Origin of the sequence: Streptomyces roseoviridis (genome assembly GCF_039535235.1) — a bacterium.
Taxonomy (GTDB): Bacteria; Actinomycetota; Actinomycetes; order Streptomycetales; family Streptomycetaceae; genus Streptomyces; species Streptomyces roseoviridis.
This window is the reverse complement of the sequence record NZ_BAAAWU010000001.1, coordinates 93,639-111,254: the sequence shown is the minus strand read 5'-3', so window position 1 is coordinate 111,254 and position 17,616 is coordinate 93,639. Positions and strand designations below refer to the sequence as shown.

The window sequence follows — 17,616 nt, the reverse complement described above, 5'->3', positions numbered from 1 at the left end:
TGGGAGGGGCGCGGGGACACGCCCGGGCCGGAGCTAGGGCCGGAGCTAGGGCCGGAGCCTGGGCGCCCGCCGCGGGGTCGTGCGGTCCAGTTCCACCTCCCACGCGGGCGTGCCGGTACGGGCATCCGCGGCCCTGAGGACGACGATGCCCGCATCGCGGCGCAGGACGAGTTCCAGGCGGCGCTCGCCGACCAGGCACTGGTCCAGGACGATGGACTGCCCTGCGGACGGGGCCTTCGGTGGTACGGGGGCTGGTACTCCGCCGTCGTCCGCCTCCGGGAGCGCCCGCGCGTCCGCCCCGTCGGCCGCTCGAACCCCGGCATCCGCCTCCGGGTCCGTCTCGCCCTCCGACCAGGCGGCGGCCCCGGCATCCGCTTCCGGGTCCGTCTTGCCCTCCGGCCAGGCCCCGGCCCGGGCATCCGCTTCCGGGTCCGTCTTGCCCTCCGACCAGGCGGCGGCCCGGGCATCCGTCTCCGCCTCGGCATCCGCCCCCGCCTCCGCCTCGGGAAGCACGGCCAGGGAAGGCGGATCCGTCAGAGCGACCCGCACGGCTCCGGACGCCGTGTGCCGGGACTCCTCCAGGACCCGGCTGCTCGGTGCGGCGCCGCCGCGGTACGAGGCCCGCACGGTCCAGCGGAGCACCACGAAGTCGGCGCCCGTCTCGGTCCGCAGGGAGAAGCCGCTGCTGTCGTCCAGGGTGCAGCGCGCCCACGGCGGCAGGGCGACCCGCTCCGATGCCCAGCGGTCCTCACCGGTGTCGGCGTCGAGCACCACCACGACGAGCGTCGGCGACGGGCTGATCCGCAGGGCCACGACCGACCCGACGAGCAGCGCGCACGGCCGCAGACTCGGTTCGTGCCGCCACAGCGGTGCGCCGTTCTCCAGGTCCAGGGCAATCAGCGCGCCTTCGTGGTCGTGCACGACGGCCCGCCGGCCACGCTCGTCGACCACGCCGCGCGGAACTCTCGCCATCCGGGCCCCCAAGTGGGCTTGGCAGGAACGCGGATACGGGATCACATGCCGGAGCCGCGAGGCGTACGCGGGCCACCCGAGGCGACCACCACGTCAGGGCCCGGCCGTGGACCGCAGCGCACTCTCATCGTCCCTCCGGCCGCGAGGCGCGGCAAACGCACCGCTCCACCGCCTCCTGCACGACTCGCCGCGCCCGGACGCCCACCCCGACACAGCAGTCACCTGCTGCCGCGAGCGGCCGACTCATCGGCCGTCGCGACCTCGTTCGCGTCGTCAGGCGGGGCGGACGACGGGGTCGCGCCGCCGGCCGGGGCGGTGCGCCGGGTGAGGTCGGGCAGGACGGTGGCCAGACCGACCAGCGCCAGGGCAGCACCGAGCCAGAGGGGAGCGCGCAGTCCCCACGTGTCGATCACGACGGCGCCGAGGGAGGAGCCGAGGATGACGCCGAGGGTGATGAAGGAGGAGTGCACGGTGTTGACGAGGGGGCCCGCGTTGCCGGTGCGCTGGACGCGGGTCACCATCGCCGGGTTCATGGTGACGCCGACCAGGCCGATGCCCATCATGCAGAGGACGGCCGGGGCGGGTTCGTCGGCGAGGAGGGCGAAGGCGGTCAGGAACAGCGTGTTGAGAAGGAGACCGACGGCCAGGACCGGGACGGTGTGCCGGTCGGCGAAACGACCGACGACGTTGTTGCCCACGAGGGTGGCGGCACCGTAGGCGACGAGAAGCAGGGGGACGGTGGCGGAGGAGAAGCCGGTGACGTCGGTGAGGATGGGGTTGAAGTAGCTGAAGGCGGAGAAGGTGGCGCCGATGATCAGTGTGCTGCTGGACAGCGCCAGCCACATCGTGGGTTTCCTGAAGACGTCGGCTTGCCGGCGCAAACCGCCGCTGCTCCGGTCGCGTTCGACGCGGGGTACGCCGAGCAGGGTGGTCCCGGCCGCGACCACGGCGATCAGGGTGATGGTCCAGAACGCGGCGCGCCAGCCGAAGCGCTCGCCGACCAGAGTGGAGACCGGCAGGCCGAGCAGGGTGCCGAGCATGAGGCCGTTCATCAGGACGGCGATCGCGCGGCCACGCACCTCGGGGCGGGTGAGGCGGACGCACATCGAGACGGCCACGCCGAAGAACGCCTGAGAGGCGACGCCGGTGATGATCCGTGCGGCCAGCATCGTGCCGTAGCCGCTTGCGGTGGCGGCCAGGACGTTGCCACCGAGGAAGACGGCGAACAGGACCATCAGGGCCGTCCGCGGGGGGAACTTCGTCAGGACCGCGGTCAGGAACGGACCGCCGGCGGCCATGGCCACCGCGAAGGCGGTGATGAGGTAGCCGACTTGCGAGACGGTCGCGTCCAGTCCCCGGGCCATCTGCGGCATCAGGCCGGCGACCACGAACTCGCTGGTCACCATGGCGAAGATGCCGAGCGCCAGGACGTACACGGCACGAGGCACGGATTGATCTCCTTCCCGGTTCGGTTATGTATCGAACGGTCCAAAACGTGGGCAGGCGTGGACGCGGAACCCGGCGGCGCGTGCCGTCAGCCGGTGAGGGCGTCCATGACGATCTCGGCGATCGACTCCAGTGCGGCCCGGTCGGCACCGCCCTGACTGGAGACGCGCATGCCGCCGATCGCGGCGTTGACGAAGCGCGCGAGCGCTCCGGCGTCACGGCGAGAGGTGATGCTGCCTTCCCGCTGACCCTCCTGGAGCACCGCGCGCAGGGCCGCCAGGCGGCGCTGTGTGTCCCGGTCCAGTATGTCCGCTGCTCGCGGGTCCCGGGCGGCCAGTTCGACCGTCGTGTTCACGGTCAGGCAGCCGAGGCCGCGTCCGCCCGTCCGGCGTTCCGCCTCCGTCTCGCCGTCGACGACCATGGCGAACAGGGTGCGCAGCCGGTCGGCGGCGCTGTGACGGGTGTCCTCCAGGACGGCCAGCTGGGCGGTCGTCATGGCGTTGATGTAGCGGGACAGTGCGCGCTCGAAGAGGTCGTGCTTGCTCTTGAACGTGTTGTAGATGCTGCTGCGCCCCAACCCCGTGGCGTCGCACAGGTCCTGCGTGGAGGTGGCTTCGTAGCCCTTCTTCCAGAAGGTGTGCATCGCCGCGTCCAGGGCGGCGTCCTCGTCGAACGTCCTCGGTCGGACCATGCCGCGACTCTAACCGTTTTGGATCGGTCGTTTCAATACCGGCGTGGAAGTAGGCGGCGTCTGCCGGGCCTTGAGACCTTGCCGAGTGGCCGGTTCCACAGGAGCGACCCGAGACCGCCCCTGACGCCGGCCCGCACCGACCGCCGCGTCCCCCACAGGCGTCGATGCGCCGCCGGTCTCCGGGCTGCCTGTGGGATGCGGGGCAGTGGGGGACCGGCACGCGCAGGCGCCCGCGGTGCCTACCATCGTCGGATGCGAGGCATCGATGAGCTGGTCACTGTGGACGACCCCGCGTGGCCCGAACTGAAGCGGGCCGTCAGGGAGAGCTCCGTGCGGGTTCGAGTGCTGCCAGGAGACATCGACGAGGGCCGCCGATGCCTTCTGCAGATGCAGGTCAGCGCGCGATCGATGCTGGGCGCACTGGTGCTGAACACCGGCGGACTGCTCGTGGACGACGGGTGGCTCCGAGTGTTCGGCGGCGGTTCGCGTACGGTCTCGGAGGGGCGGCTTCCGAGTCTGGCGCAGGTCAACCGCTTCCCCACCGACTTCGACCCCGGCTGGCTCCCCGCGACAGGTCTGGTCGTGGCCCATGACGTCGTCGGAGGGGTCTTCGCGCTGAACGGCGCCGATCCTGCGGCTGCCGGCCGTCCCGGGGCACCTGGCCAGATGACGTACTTCGCTCCGGACACTCTGGAGTGGGAGGCGATGGAGACGGGACACTCCGGGTGGGTCGCCTGGCTGCTCTCGGGCAGGCTGGAGACCTTCTATGACGGACTGCGCTGGCCCGGCTGGCGCGAGGAGGCCGCGGCCCTGGCCTTCGGGCAGGGCCTGTCCGTGTATCCGTTCCTGTGGTCCGAGGAAGCTCACGCCGACCTCGCGGCCACGAGTCGGCGGCCCGTACCGATGCGCGAGGTGCTCGGAGTCGCAGCGGACTTCGCCCGGCAGGCGGGGCCGTCCGATCCCGGGTTCCTGGGCGACGTGTGACCGGCTTCGCCGCCGGTCCCGGTGCGTCGGCGAAGGCCGGAAGCCGGGGGACCGGACCGAGTTCCTGCGGGTAAGGCGGGGCGGCGACCGCCCTCCCGACCTGACGGGTCGACCGCGCGAGGCGTCTCGTCACACGACCGCCGTGCGAGGAGGTCCTGACTGGGCCGGGGCCCGGCGCCGGGCCGCGTTGTCGGTGGCGGCTGGCAGGCTGGTCGGATGAACGGTGACGAGCAGCTGCTGCGCGGCCGGGTGTACGGCCACGACCACGACGACCCCCACCCGGGCCCTCTGGCGCACCGGACCTACGCCGAGTTGGTCGGCGGTCCGCTGGACGGCCTGTTGCTGGACATCCACGGCTGGCGAACCGAGGAAGTCGACAAGGGCGTCGCCCTGCCCACCGAGCTCTCCCGGTGGCCCGGTGGCCGAGCCCTGTACGACCCGCGCCCCGGCGAGCCGCGCGCCCCCGGTCCCGGCGTCACGTGCCGCCTCTACCACTCCGGCGACATGCCCTGACCGCCGGCCCGCCGGGCAGCCGCGGCCCGTGGCCGGCCTTCGCCGGCTGGCCGGTGTCCTCGATCCACAGCCGCGTCCACGCGACACCGGCCCGGGATCGGCCACCGCCACCCTGCCTGGTCGCGCACCCTGCCGGCTCACGCCACCGACAGAGGCGTGAAGGCAGCCGCGGTAGGCGCGGGCGAGCCCCCCGATTCGGGGGAGGCCGTCCTGTCAGAGGCGACGTCTAGGCTGTCCGCAGGATTGGATCAAGGAGCGGGACAGTGCAGATAGAGCGTCATCAGGTCGCCGAGGCCGTCGTGTCGGCGGCGCGCGAGGACTTCACCCACCGGATCGGAGGACGGGTGCGCTCCATGTCGCGGGGCGGCCGGATGGACACCTACGCGTGGCAGACCATCGCCGAGGACTTCCTCGACTACCTGGGCGCCCTCTCCGTCGCGACGCCCGATCTCGACACCCCGGAGGCCAGGGCCGCCCTCAAGGACGCCTCCGAAGCCGCGGCCGGTGCCGTCGCCTACGCCGCGTACCACCCGCACTGCTCCTTCCAGGTGTTCTTGGACTACGTGAACTTCGGCATGAGCTACGACCCGGGCGATGACGCCCCCGCGGAGAGCGTCACCCCCGGCGAGTGGACCGACGCGCTCTGCCTGACGGTCCTCAGGGACAAGGCCAAGTGGCACGGCGAGGCCTTCCACTTCGCCCGGCAGAAGTTCGCCGAGCAGGCGAAGGGAACGCCCGCCGGCGAGCTCGCCACCGGACTGACGGCCCTGGCCCTGGACGACACCGGCGACGACGAGGAGTATCCGCCGAGCGCGCGGGCCAAGCTCGCCGCCGTCGACGCGGCCCTGGACCGGATCCGTACCCGTGCCGAGGAAACCGGTGAGCCCCTGCTGGACCGGCCGGCCACCGCGGCGCTGCGCACGCTGCGCGCCCTGGCCGCCGAGGACCGGGAGACCTTCGACACCGCGCTGGCCGACCTCCTGATCAGGCACAGGGCCCTGCACGGCGCCTCGACCTCGCCGCGCAGCCTTCTCCCGCTCGTCCCCCTCGCCCTCGCCGCCCTCGCGTACCGGACACTGGGCTGGACACCGGCCGTCAGCTCCGGCTACCTCCCGCACGCCCTGGTCACCGGCTTCGAGAGCCGCGGCCCGCGCGTGGCGGGATTCGGCCGCACCAGGCGGGCGGACGCGGTCGCAGCCCTTGCCGCCGGCCCGCTGGTCGTGGACCGGCCGGCTCTGGACTGGACGGTGAGCCCCGAGCTCGAGGCCGACTACGAGAAGCGCGTCCAGGAGGCGCTCACCCCCCTCGACGCGGCACCTTTGGCCGTCTCGCGGCTCGTGGGCGTCATGGAGGACCAGGAGCGTCTTCTCAAGTGGCGTGCGGGAGGCCGCGGCGAGGGCACGGATGCCCAGCTCGCCACCGTTCGCAGGATCTCCCAGATGGGGGCGGCCCTGTTCCGCATCGCCCTGGCCGAGCCGGACACCGAGGTCGAGGTGACGATCGACGGCCGCGAACTGCGCTACCGCGCCGCCCGGGACCGCAAGGCAGACGCCCACCAGTGGCACAGGGCAACCGCCTTCGCCCTCATCACCGGCGCTCGCGAAGACCTCGCCCCGCTGGTCCTGTCCGGCCCCGCCATCGCAGGACCGGACGGATCCGCCTTCAGCGCCTACCGTGAGGCGCTCCACGCCTACCTGAAGGGCACCGACCCCGAGGCCGCCGCACAGCGGGCGCTGCAGCGGGCCGAGCAGGCGAAGGACTGGGGCTTCGCGATGCCGCCGGCCGTGCTGCTGTCCCAGCTCGTGGAGGGAGACGAGGAGAGCTTCAACCTCGCCCTGGCCGACGCGCTCGAAACCCACCGCGCCCACTACCAGGTCGCCGACCGCGACGGCGATCCCGACTCCGCCGTCGACCTCGACTCCCTCGCCCTCGCCTGCCACGCCCGGCGCCGCGGCTGGACCATCCGCGTCGAATCCCCCTACCTCCCGCAGAGCATCCTGCGGACCGCCCAACCCTTCTAGGGTCGGCCCGCACCGCAGCGCCGCGAGCCGGAAGACGCGCCGGCCGAGAGGTGCTCTGCGCGTCTCCTGCGGGCGCGTGCCCCGGGCAGCGGCCGCCAGGCCGCTCCTCGTGCGGAGAACCGCGGGGCGAGCGCATGGCCGGCCGCCCCCGACCACAGGCGGGCGAGGGGAGGCGTTTCGACCGGTGCCCGCCGCTCGATCCGACGGGAGGTCGGGCGGCGCCGCCCGGCGCGACGGGCCGGGAACCGCGCCATGGGGGCGTCCTCAGGACGCGGTCGCACCGGCGCCCGATGACGGGCCCGGCGCCGCCGTCGGCCCCGCCCCCACCTCGTTCGAGGCGCGACGTGTGCGCGCTTGCTGTGGTGACAACGTGTGCGGACGTGTACCGTCTGCGTCAGCTGTCGTGGTTCGGAAGTTCCCTTTGCCCACTCCTCCGGCGTGGGCGTTTTGCTGTGCTGTGCCGCAGGGACCAGGGCGATCACCTCCGCCTTCCGCAGAGTGCGGGAGGCGTTTCATCGACTGGAAGGCATGAGACATGGCTACGGGAACTGTGAAGTGGTTCAACGCGGAGAAGGGCTTCGGCTTCATCGCCCAGGACGGCGGCGGCCCCGACGTCTTCGCCCACTACTCGGCGATCAACTCGTCGGGCTTCCGTGAGCTCCAGGAGGGCCAGACCGTGACGTTCGACGTCACCCAGGGCCAGAAGGGCCCGCAGGCCGAGAACATCACGGTGGCCTGACCCTTCCCGCAGCACCGGCAGTTGATCCTGCCCCGAAGGCTCTGCTCCTCCCCCTGGATTTCCGGGAGGAGCAGGGCCTTCGTGCTGTCCCGCCGCCGATGACCGACGGCGAGGCCGCCGGCCCGCTCACGGCTCAAGGCCGGCGCGGGCCGCGCGCGCGGACGAGGGCCGCCGCTCGGGGTCAGGCGCCGTGCCGACGGTCCTGTCCCGCGCGCTGCGGCCACCACATCGCCCGCCCCAGCAGCGCGGCGGCAGCCGGCACCAGCAGGAGCGAGACGAGGAAGGCGGACAGGAGGATGCCCAGTGCGGTGGCGAAGCCGATCTGGCGGGTGGAGGGATCGGCGTTGACGGCGAGGCTGCCGAAGGAGGCGGCGAGAACGACGCCCGCCGTGGCGATGGCCGGTGCGGTGTGGCGTACCGCTCGGGTGACGGCCTCGCGGACGGAACCGGCGCGGGCCATCTCCTCGCGCAGACGGTCGCTGATGAGGATGTTGTAGTCGGTGCCCAGGGCCACCACGAACAGGAACAGCACCAGCGGCAGGACGAAGTTGACGCCCGGCTCGCCGCCCAGGTGCTGGAAGACCAGCGCGGAGGCGCCGTACGTCGCCGCGAAGCACAGCCCGATCGCGAGCATCAGCACCAGCGGGGCCGACAGACTGCGCAGCAGGACGAACAGGATGAGCGCGATCAGTGCCGCGGCCAGCGGGAACACCGTCTTCAGATCCCGGTCGACCGCCGTCGCCACGTCGGCGAAGACGGCCGCGGTGCCGCCCACATGGGCCGTCGTCCCGGCGGGCGCCGCCTCCCGCGCGGCCTGCCGCACGGGACCGGTCACGAGGTCGCGCGCCTGCTGCGTCTGGGCGCCCGCCTTCAGGTACACGTCCAGGCGGGCAGCCGTGCGGTCGGCGTTGAGGACGGGGGCGGCCACCTTGCCGACGCCGTCCGTCCCGGCCAGCACCTGCGGGAGCCGGCCCAGCGCCGCGGCGTCCATGGGGCGGCCGTCGTTGGTGGTGACGTACACCGTCGTCGGGTCGGACACCCCCGGCGGCAAGGCGCCCGCGATCTCCCGCGCCGTAGCCGCCGCCGCGGTGTCACGCGAAGTGCCGCCGGTGGCGAAGTCCATGCGCACACCCGTCACACCGGCCGCGAGCGCGCCGAGGACGGCGACCGACACCACGAGCACCAGCAGCGGGCGGCGGGCCACCAGACGTGCCGTACGGTCGGCCAGACCGGGGCGCGCCGTCTTCGTCAGCGTCCGCGAAGGCCAGAACATCCGCCGCCCGGTCACCGCCAGGAGCGCCGGCATCAGCGTCAGGCTCGCGACCAGCATGACCAGCACGGAGACGGCCACCGAGGGGCCGAGCACCCGGAACTGGCCGAACGTCGCCAGGCCCAGCGTGGCGAACGCCGCGACGATCGTCAGCGCGGCGGAGGTCACCGCCGTGCCCACCCGTCCCGATACGTCGCAGGCCACCAGACGGTGGTCGTCCTCAGGACGCCGTCGCAGTTCCTCACGGAAGCGGAACAACAGGAAGAGGAAGTAGTCGACGCCGATGCCGACCAGCACGGTGCCGATCATGCCCGGGGTGCCCGGGTCCAGGTCGAAACCGGTCAGCAGGGCCGCTGCCACGACCGTGCCCGCGGCGGCGCCGCCCACCACGGAGACGGCGACCAGCGGGATGAGCGCGGCCATCACGCTGCGGAACACCAGCACGTTGATGAGAATGATCAGACCGACCATGAACAGGCCCACCAGGGTCTGCGTGGTCTCCTCCGCCTCGATTCCGTCCACCACGTCCGCCACGCCGCCGGTGAACCCGGTGCGCATCCCGGCCTGTTCGAACTTCTGCTCTGCACGGTCCTGGAAGGCCCGGTACAGCAGGTGCATGCCGGGGTCGGTGGAATTGCCCCGCAACTGGGCCCGGAGCAGCGCGAACGATCCGCCAGGTGCGGTCATCGCCACCGCGACCCGAGGGGTCTGGGAATAGTCCGTGGAGAGCCCCGGTATCTGTTCGTCCGTCCACGGCATCTCCACCCGGGTGGCGCTCAGCTCGCGCGCCACCCCGGCCACGCGCTCGCTGTCGGCGGCCCGGAGCGGCCTGCCGTCGCGCCGTGCCACCAGCACCGTCACCGCGTCGGTGTCCGACCGGACGCCGAACTCCTCCCTGGCGACCCGCAGGGCCTGGGCGGCGTCGTACTCGGAGGGCAGGAAACGGGCGCTGTCGGTCTGGGTCACGCGGAAGACCAGGGACTGGCCCACGACGGCGGTCAGGATGCCCAGTACCGCCCACAAGGCGATGACCCGCCAGGGTCTGCGGGTCGAATACGCGGTCAGGGCACGGATCACGGAAAGCCTCCGGAACGGGTACGAGGGTCGGCCGCGGGCGGCACGGGAGGCCGGGCGGCGGGCTGCACCGGGCGGCTCCCGGTACGCCTCCAGCACATCAGCGCCGTACGGCCCCGGCTTCGGAGCCGAGGACGAGAAACCGCCTGGGAGCACGGCCCTGGCACCGCCCCGGCCCAGGACCCTGCTCCTGGTCGCCCCTGGGCCCTGGTCCCGACGCCGGACCCCCGGGCGCGCTGGGACAATGGGCGGCGCACAGGACGAACCGCAGGGGCGACGCGAGGGACGGGGGAGGGTCGCCCCGCCGCCGACGGCGGCAGAAGAGACGCACGGCAGCAGACGCACGGCAACGCACGAGAGGGCGGCATGAGACAGCGCGAGGACGAGGCGGGGGCGGCCGGCGGCCGGGCGGGCCCGGGCGCGGCCGGTGAAGGGGCGGACCCTGCCGGACCGGGAGCGCACGCGACCGGTGGTGACGGGACCTCGAAGGACGTGACCGAAGCGCCTCCCGCCGGCGTGGAGCCGAAGAACGGCAGCCGGCTCCCGCTGTGGAGTCAGCACGACGGCCTCGTCGCCGCCGGTGCCGCGGCGCTCGACCTGGTGGGGTTCGCCATCACCAGCCAGATGGACCAGGGACACGTGCCGGCGGCCGGCTGCCTGATCGTGGTGGCCGCCGCACTGCTGCTGCCCGCCCGCCGCCGCGCGCCCCTGGCCGTGCTCGCGGGCGTCGTGGCGGTGAACCTGTCCCTCAACTGGTTCAGCGCCGTCGGCCCGCACTACGGTGCCGCGACCGCCGTCGCCCTGTACACCGTCGTACGGCACCACCGTGCCGCGGTCGCGGCTGCGGCCGTCGCCGGCTGCGTCGCGGTGCTCCACCTCGTCCACCCGGGGCTGCCCGCGCCGTCCCTGCCGGAATTCGCCGGCAACGTCGCCTCCGCGCTGTGCGTGACCGGCGCGGCCGTCGCCGTCAGCCGCTGGCAGCGCAACGCCCAGGCACACCGGCGCCTGCTCGCCGACCGCGCCGTCGCGGCGGAACGCCGCCGCATCGCCCGCGAACTGCACGACATCGTCGCCCACCACCTCACCACGATGCAGCTGCTCGCGGGCGGCGCCCGCGCGAACCTCGAGCGGTCACCGCAGGCCGCCCGCGAAGCCCTCGTCGCCCTCGAGGGCTCCGGTCGCACCGCCCTGCACGAGATGCGTCATCTGCTGGACGTACTGCGCGCCGGTGACGAGCCCGGCGAGGGCGAGGCGACCGCGCCGCAGCCCGGCATCGGCGACCTCGACCGTGTCGTCGAGGACAGCCGTCGGGCCGGCCTGCCGACCACGCTCGTCACCGACGGAGACCTGGGAGCGCTGCCGCCCGGCGTCGCGCTCGCCGTCTTCCGTATCGTCCAGGAAGCCCTGCCCAATGCCCGCAAGCACGCGGGGCACGGCGCCCGGGTGGACGTCCGGCTCAGCTGCACGGCCGAGGACGTGCGAGTCGCCGTCACCGACGACGGGCCGCCCCCCGGACGTCCGGCCCGTACCGCTCCGCGCGGCGTCGGCCACGGGCTGATGGGAATGCGCGAACGCGTCGGACTGCATGGCGGGACGCTGCACGCCGGACCCGAGGGTGGCGGCTTCACCGTCCGCGCCCGTCTTCCCCTGCGCGCGTCCGCGTCGACGCTCGGCGTCCATGAGGAGGCGTGGACATGAGCGCGGTGGTGAAGGTGCTCATCGCCGACGACCAGCCCCTCGTACGTCGCGGTCTCGCCCTGATGCTCGGCCCCGAACCCGGCTTCCAGGTCGTCGCCGAAGCCGCCGACGGGGCCGAGGCGCTGCGCCTGGCGCACGAGCGGCGCCCCGACGTGGTCATCATGGACATCCGTATGCCGGTCCTCGACGGGATCGCCGCGACACGGCGACTGAGCGCCGAACTGCCCGAGTGCCGCGTGCTGGCCCTGAGCACCTTCGACATGGACGAGCACGTGGTGGCCGCCCTGCGGGCCGGGGCCTGCGGGTTCCTGCCCAAGGACATCTCGCCCGAGGACCTGGTGGCGGCCCTGCGCGTGGTCCGCGACGGGGAGGCCATCCTCGCTCCCCGGCTCCTGACCCGCCTCATCTCCACGCACGTCACCGCCTCGGACCGCACCGTGGCCCGGCCGACACCCCAGGAGACCGACGGGCTCACCCCGCGCGAGCGGGACGTGTGGCAGCTGATCGCCGGCGGGCTGGACAACACGGAGATAGCCGCGCGGCTGGGCGTGAGCGCCTCCACTGTGAAGAACCACATCACGGGCCTCTTCGCCAAACTCGGAGTGCGCGACCGGGCCCAGGCGGTCATCGCCGCCTACGAGACCGGCCTGGTGACGGCACGACCCGGACCCTGAACCCGGCCCGCCGGGTGGCCGCCCCGGGAGCCGACGCCGAGGGAGGAGCAGGAGTGCTTCGCCGCCTGGGCCGGGCGGCCACCGGTGGGCTGGATGCGGCCCCACCACGGCACGCACCGAGGGACCGACCGGCGCGCGCTGGTCGGTCCCTCGGTGCTGTTCTGGTGTCGTCGGGTGCCTGCTCTGCGGGTCAGACCGACAGGGGAGTGCCGAGCATCGCGGAAGCCCGCTGCAACGGGCTTTCGATCCGGGCGGGCGCCGTCCGGGGGAGGGGGCGGCAGGTGAAGCCGAGCCGGGCCATGGCCCTCAGGACTTCGCCGGCGCTGAAGTCGCGGCGGTCCTGGCGGGTGATGACCTGGCCGACCTGCTTGGCGGGGTAGTGACGCCGTCCGATGATGACGGAATCGCCGGTGACCGGTTCGGGCTTGACGCCCTTCATCGATTCCAGCACGCCGATCCTGGTCAAGTCGAACGGGAAACGGGCGATGACACAACGCATGGTGCCTCACAGGCAGAAGGGGAAACGGAGCCGGCCGTCGTTCAGCGGTTCAGCGGTTCAGCGGTGCAGCGGTTCAGCCGTTCGGCGCGAGGGCGAGGACGCCCGGATCGCTGCGTGTGCGTCGGCCACGGCACCGGCCCGGGTCACCCGCAGGGCCCCGCGTCCCGGGCAGCGAGTCCTCGTGCCCGAACGGGCCGCGTTCCCGGTCACGCACTTCTACGCGGCCGCACCGGCAGTGGACCGGCGCGCGCCGGCGCGCCGGGGCGCAGGGACGGGACGGCGTCGGCCCCGTGAGGTGGCGCCGCGCTTCTTGGGACGTTCGACCACCGGCGCGGTGATGACGACCGGAATGCCGGTCGGGGCCTGGGCGCCGGTGATGCGGCGCAGGGCCTCTTCGCCGGTGCGGACCTGAGTGGTCTGCGGGACGATGCCGGCCGCTGTCATGAGGCGGGCCATGCCGCGCCGCTGGTTCGGGGTGACCAGCGTGACGACGCTGCCCGATTCGCCGGCCCGGGCCGTGCGGCCGCCGCGGTGGAGGTAGTCCTTGTGGTCGGTCGGCGGATCGACGTTGACGACCAGGTCGAGGTTGTCGACGTGGATGCCGCGGGCCGCGACGTTGGTGGCGACCAGCACGTTGACGTGACCCGTCTTGAACTGTGCCAGGGTGCGGGAGCGCTGCGGCTGCGACTTCCCGCCGTGCAGGGCCGCGGCCCGCACCCCGCTGTTCAGGAGGTGCTCGGTGAGGCGGTCGACGGCGTGCTTGGTGTCGAGGAACATGATGACGCGGCCGTCGCGTGCGGCGATCTCGGTGGTGGCGCCGTGCTTGTCGGCGCCGTGGACGTGCAGCACGTGGTGCTCCATCGTCGTGACCGCGCCGGCCGAAGGGTCGACGGAGTGCACCACGGGATCGGTCAGGTAGCGGCGCACGAGCAGGTCGACGTTGCGGTCGAGAGTGGCGGAGAACAGCATGCGCTGCCCCTCCGGCCGGACCTGGTCGAGCAGGGCGGTCACCTGCGGCATGAAGCCCATGTCGGCCATCTGGTCCGCCTCGTCGAGGACGGTGATCGAGACCTGGTCAAGCCGGCAGTCGCCGCGTTCGATGAGGTCCTTGAGGCGTCCGGGAGTGGCGACGACGACCTCGGCGCCACCGCGCAGCGCGCTGGCCTGCCTGCCGATCGGCATTCCGCCCACGACCGTGGCGAGGCGCAGCTTCACGGAACGGGCGTACGGGACGAGGGCATCGGTGACCTGCTGCGCCAGCTCACGCGTCGGTACGAGGACCAGCCCGAGCGGCTGCCGGGGCTCGGCGCGCCTGCCGGCCGTACGGGCGAGCAGCGCCAGCCCGAAGGCGAGGGTCTTGCCGGAACCGGTACGGCCGCGGCCGAGCACGTCACGGCCGGCGAGGGAGTTGGGCAGCGTCGCGGCCTGGATGGGGAACGGTACGGTCACACCCTGCTTGCCGAGTTCGGCGAGCAGTTGCCCCGGCATGCCGAGAGAGGCGAACGCCTCGGCGGCGGGAAGCGCGGGGGTGAGAGTCGACGGCAGGGCGAACTCCCCCTGCACTGCGGCGGGCCGACGGCCGTGACCCTCGGCGCGCCTCGGCCCACCGGACCGGCGAGGGGCCGGCGGACCGAATCGGCCGTCACCCCTGCCGGAGTCGCCACCGCCGTTACGGCTACGGGAGAAGCGGTCGTTCGTGCGTGTGCGGTTCATGCGGAACCTTCCTTGATGCGGCTCATATCAAGGAATTCCCGCAGCAATGAGCGGCACGGGGAATTGCGAGAATGGGCCGATGGAGCGCGGCAGCGATCCGGCTGACGGAAAATCCGTGCGGACGCAGGCGCTGAAATGAGTGGATGCGTGGACTCGCGTACCGGGAGCCCACCGCGAGGCATCCGCGAAGGGATGCTGTGCGCTTCGGGGCTGTCAGCGAGGACTGAGCCCACGATGTTCTGCTCGCTGCCCGCAGGCGAAAACCGCTGCGGGAAACGCATGGAGCTGGGGCCCGCACCCCGAGGGATGCGGGCCCCAGCTACGAAAAGCGACAGTCGGCGTCAGGCGGGAACGATGTTCTCGGCCGTCGGGCCCTTCTGGCCCTGCGCGATGTCGAAGGTCACCTTCTGGCCCTCCAGCAGCTCGCGGAAGCCCTGGGCGGCGATGTTCGAGTAGTGGGCGAACACGTCAGCGCCGCCACCGTCCTGCTCGATGAAGCCGAAACCCTTTTCCGCGTTGAACCACTTCACGGTACCAGCAGCCATGTCATATCTCCTTCGGGGCAGTGCATACGGGATCCGCACCGTGCGCATCCCGTGTCGCCGCGATGATCACCCCGCCGGAAAGACCGGCAATATAAAAGCGCTCCCAGCGGCACGAGGCCGACCGGAGAGCACTTGAAGTTTCGGGAACCACAACTGCAACTGACACCGACAGTAGCACGCCGCGGCATCCAATGTGCGGCGAAGAACGCGCCCCTTTTTATTGCGCCAGAAAATCTGTCGCCCTGTTTCCTTGAAACCTCAGCGCGTGGGCACAGATATTGACCCACGGCCCGGCGCATCCCGGAGTGTCGGCTCGATCGAGCGGAACTGGCGTCGCGAACGCGCGGGCGTCATCCGGGGGTGCTCAGGTTCCTGCCGTGCACGTTACTGATCTGTCGTGCCGGTGGAGTCCCCGCGGGGCGGCCGACATGATCGGAAAGTCCCGCCGCCGTGCGTACGGCGCGGGCGGTCCGAACCCCTGACACCCCTGCCCTGAGGAGAACCATGCCCCGTGACGTACCCGAGCACGTCACCGTCGACGGTGACCGGTTGTGGCGGTCGCTCATGGAGCTGGCGGAGATCGGCGCGTACGAGGACGAGCAGACGGGTCTGCGCGGCGTGCGGCGGCTGGCGCTCACGGACGCCGACGCACAAGGGCGCCGCAAGCTGGTGTCGTGGATGGAGGAGGCCGGACTCACCGTGCGCGTCGACGCGGTGGGGAACATCTACGGCCGCCGGGCCGGCACCGTGCCGGACGCCCCGCCGGTCATGATCGGGTCCCACATCGACAGCGTGGCGACGGCGGGCGCCTTCGACGGTTGCCTGGGCGTCCTGGGCGGCCTGGAGATCATCCGCACGCTGAACGAACGCGGCATCACCACGCGCCGCCCGTTGGAGATCGCCTCCTTCAGCGAAGAGGAAGGCGTCCGGTTCGGCACCGACATGCTCGGAAGCGCCGTCGCCGCGGGCCGGATCCCGCTGGAGGAGGCCCACGCCCTGACGGACGCGGACGGCCTTGCCTTCGGCGACGAGCTGGCCCGGATCGGCTTCGCGGGCCCGCACGGCGTGCGGCTCGACCCACCGCCGTACGCCTACGTCGAATGCCACATCGAACAGGGCCCGCTGCTGTTCCGCTCGGGCACCGACGTCGGGGTCGTCACCGGGACGCAGGGCATCTCGTGGCAGGAGATCGTCGTCCACGGCCGCGCCGCCCATGCCGGGGCCACCCCCACCGAGATGCGCGCCGACGCCGGTCTCGTCGCCGCCGGGATCGTGCGCCACCTGCGCACCATGGTGGACAGCGGCGACTACGGCCGCCTCCGAGCCACCGTGGGGCACCTGACTCTCCATCCGGGCGACACCAACATCGTCCCCGCCAGGGCCGACCTCACGGTCGACCTGCGCAATCCCGACGAGGAGTGCATGGTCCGCGCGGAGGAACACCTCGCGCGCCACCTCGACCGGCTGCAGGAGACGCAGGACGGGGTGCGCATCACCACCCGCCGCATGGCACGCACCTCGCCGGTCGCCTTCGACGGCAGACTCCGGAAGATCGTCGCCCGGGAGGCGGAGGCCCTCGGCCTGACCCACAGCCCGATCCTCTCCGGAGCAGGGCACGACGCCCAGGAAATGGCGGCCGTCTGCCCGGCGGTCATGGTCTTCGCCAGGGGCGAGTACGACGGCATCAGCCACAGCCCGCGCGAGTACTCCACGGCCGAGTCCTGCACGCGCGCCATCAACCTTCTCGCGGCCACGGCCCTGACCCTCGCCGACGAGGAATGACAAAGGAGAACCGACGTGGAGTCCACGTGTGTCCTGATGTCGGAGGGGAGCTTCCACGCGACCTATCTGATGTCCCAGTGGCTCGAGGAGTTCGGCGCCTCGCCGTCGTTCGGCGGCGTCCACGTACGCGACGACCCGGCCCGGGAAGGTCTCTACCGGCAGCGCGTCCGCTTCCACCGGGCCCATGCCGGAAAACGGGTCCTCACCCCCGGCGAACACGAGGAGCTGCGCCGCCTCTACGGCGACCTCGGCGAGACGGACGAGGCCATGCTCCACCTGTACGGAGTGCCGTCGCTGCCCGAGGACCTGCCGGGGCGTCTCGGCTTCCTCGGTGAGAACCTCAACGCCCCCGAGGTCCGCGTCTGGGCCGAGGAGCTGTGCCGCCGGGAGCCCTCCCCCTACTTCTTCGTGTTCCTCGACCGCCTGCTGGCGCCGTGGTGGATCGAACTGGCCCCCGACCGGATCGTCAACGGCCACTCCGCCGTGCTGCCCCATGCCCGGGGCATGTACGCCACCGAGCAGGTCGCCGCCCAGCGCGACATGGAACGCTTCCGGCGGTGCGCCGGTGCCACGGTGCACTTCGTGGACAACGGGGTGGACACCGGTCCGCTCATCCGTGCCGAGCGGCTGCGTGACCCGTTCGCCTTCGAGTCCCTCTGGGAGTGCAAGGGTGCCTCCTTCCGGACGGCGTTCGACCTGCTGGTGGGCGTCGCGCGGGACGTGAGCCGGCGCACCGACACCCTGCCCGCGGGACTGCGGGTCGTCGCTCCCGACGACCGCGACTTCCGGAGCAAGGACTTCGACCGGTCCCGCAGGGCGGCCGCCGTGGCCGGCTACGCCGACATGAAGCGACGAGCGACGGCGGTCTGAGCCCGCCGTCGCAACCGGCCCGGGGCGCGGTCGAGGCGCCCTTCCGTTCAGTGCATCCAGCGGCTGCCGGTCCCTCGCGACGACCCGCCTCGCCGGTCCCGAGACCCGGCGCGGGCACGCGCGTC

General features: G+C 72.5%; 15 protein-coding genes. 8 read left to right on the top strand and 7 right to left on the bottom strand.

From position 1 onward, the window contains the following. Positions 1-45 precede the first annotated feature (45 nt). The 3 genes from ABD954_RS00450 to ABD954_RS00440 all read right to left on the bottom strand — a co-directional run bounded on the left by ABD954_RS00450 (position 46) and on the right by ABD954_RS00440 (position 3,109). Positions 46-951: an outer membrane protein assembly factor BamB family protein gene (locus ABD954_RS00450; RefSeq protein WP_345483686.1), complete on the bottom strand. Its 906-nt coding sequence runs from the start codon at positions 949-951 to the stop codon at positions 46-48. A 239-nt stretch (positions 952-1,190) separates the two neighbouring features. Next, the gene (locus ABD954_RS00445; protein ID WP_345483685.1) at positions 1,191-2,420 is read right to left on the bottom strand and encodes an MFS transporter; all 1,230 of its coding nucleotides are present in this window, start codon (positions 2,418-2,420) and stop codon (positions 1,191-1,193) included. Positions 2,421-2,506: 86 nt separating this feature from the next. Next, the gene (locus ABD954_RS00440; RefSeq protein WP_345483684.1) at positions 2,507-3,109 is read right to left on the bottom strand and encodes a TetR/AcrR family transcriptional regulator; all 603 of its coding nucleotides are present in this window, start codon (positions 3,107-3,109) and stop codon (positions 2,507-2,509) included. A 252-nt stretch (positions 3,110-3,361) separates the two neighbouring features. Here ABD954_RS00440 and ABD954_RS00435 point away from each other — a divergent pair, with 252 nt between their 5' ends. The 4 genes from ABD954_RS00435 (at position 3,362) to ABD954_RS00420 (ending at position 7,366) form a co-directional block, all read left to right on the top strand. Then, complete coding sequence (locus ABD954_RS00435; protein ID WP_345483683.1) at positions 3,362-4,093, top strand: DUF2625 domain-containing protein; 732 nt, start codon at positions 3,362-3,364, stop codon at positions 4,091-4,093. 216 nt (positions 4,094-4,309) lie between these two features. Continuing rightward, entirely contained in the window at positions 4,310-4,606 is a 297-nt protein-coding gene (locus ABD954_RS00430) for a hypothetical protein (RefSeq protein ID WP_345483682.1), read from the top strand. Positions 4,607-4,869: 263 nt separating this feature from the next. Further along, a complete protein-coding gene (locus ABD954_RS00425; protein ID WP_345483681.1) occupies positions 4,870-6,627 on the top strand; it encodes an immunity 49 family protein in 1,758 nt (585 codons plus the stop codon). A 535-nt stretch (positions 6,628-7,162) separates the two neighbouring features. Further along, on the top strand, positions 7,163-7,366 hold the full coding sequence (locus ABD954_RS00420) for a cold-shock protein (protein WP_345483680.1): 204 nt from the start codon (positions 7,163-7,165) through the stop codon (positions 7,364-7,366). 181 nt (positions 7,367-7,547) lie between these two features. Here ABD954_RS00420 and ABD954_RS00415 read toward each other — a convergent pair whose 3' ends face one another. Then, positions 7,548-9,713 carry an MMPL family transporter gene (locus tag ABD954_RS00415; RefSeq protein WP_345483679.1) on the bottom strand — a complete coding sequence of 722 codons (2,166 nt, stop codon included), beginning with the start codon at positions 9,711-9,713 and terminating at the stop codon, positions 7,548-7,550. 363 nt (positions 9,714-10,076) lie between these two features. Between ABD954_RS00415 and ABD954_RS00410 the strand changes: the two genes are divergently transcribed. Then, entirely contained in the window at positions 10,077-11,408 is a 1,332-nt protein-coding gene (locus ABD954_RS00410) for a sensor histidine kinase (RefSeq protein WP_345483678.1), read from the top strand. Next, positions 11,405-12,082 (top strand): response regulator, encoded by a 678-nt coding sequence (locus tag ABD954_RS00405; protein ID WP_345483677.1) that lies wholly within the window; start codon positions 11,405-11,407, stop codon positions 12,080-12,082. The genes ABD954_RS00410 and ABD954_RS00405 overlap by 4 nt, the downstream gene beginning before the upstream one ends. Positions 12,083-12,272: 190 nt before the next feature. Here the strand turns inward: ABD954_RS00405 and ABD954_RS00400 are convergent, their stop codons facing one another. The 3 genes from ABD954_RS00400 to ABD954_RS00390 all read right to left on the bottom strand — a co-directional run bounded on the left by ABD954_RS00400 (position 12,273) and on the right by ABD954_RS00390 (position 14,839). Next, positions 12,273-12,581, bottom strand: coding sequence for an SCO5918 family protein (locus ABD954_RS00400; RefSeq protein ID WP_345483676.1), 309 nt, complete (start codon positions 12,579-12,581; stop codon positions 12,273-12,275). A 216-nt stretch (positions 12,582-12,797) separates the two neighbouring features. Continuing rightward, complete coding sequence (locus tag ABD954_RS00395) at positions 12,798-14,294, bottom strand: DEAD/DEAH box helicase (RefSeq protein WP_345483675.1); 1,497 nt, start codon at positions 14,292-14,294, stop codon at positions 12,798-12,800. A 341-nt stretch (positions 14,295-14,635) separates the two neighbouring features. Beyond that, positions 14,636-14,839 carry a cold-shock protein gene (locus ABD954_RS00390; RefSeq protein ID WP_023586116.1) on the bottom strand — a complete coding sequence of 68 codons (204 nt, stop codon included), beginning with the start codon at positions 14,837-14,839 and terminating at the stop codon, positions 14,636-14,638. Between the two features lie 504 nt (positions 14,840-15,343). On the opposite strand from ABD954_RS00390, the gene ABD954_RS00385 reads away from it, so the two are divergent. Together ABD954_RS00385 and ABD954_RS00380 are read left to right on the top strand one after the other, a co-directional pair. Continuing rightward, positions 15,344-16,621 (top strand): M20 family metallo-hydrolase, encoded by a 1,278-nt coding sequence (locus ABD954_RS00385; protein WP_345483673.1) that lies wholly within the window; start codon positions 15,344-15,346, stop codon positions 16,619-16,621. Between the two features lie 15 nt (positions 16,622-16,636). Beyond that, complete coding sequence (locus tag ABD954_RS00380) at positions 16,637-17,491, top strand: formyltransferase family protein (RefSeq protein WP_345483672.1); 855 nt, start codon at positions 16,637-16,639, stop codon at positions 17,489-17,491. The last annotated feature ends 125 nt before the right edge of the window (positions 17,492-17,616 follow it).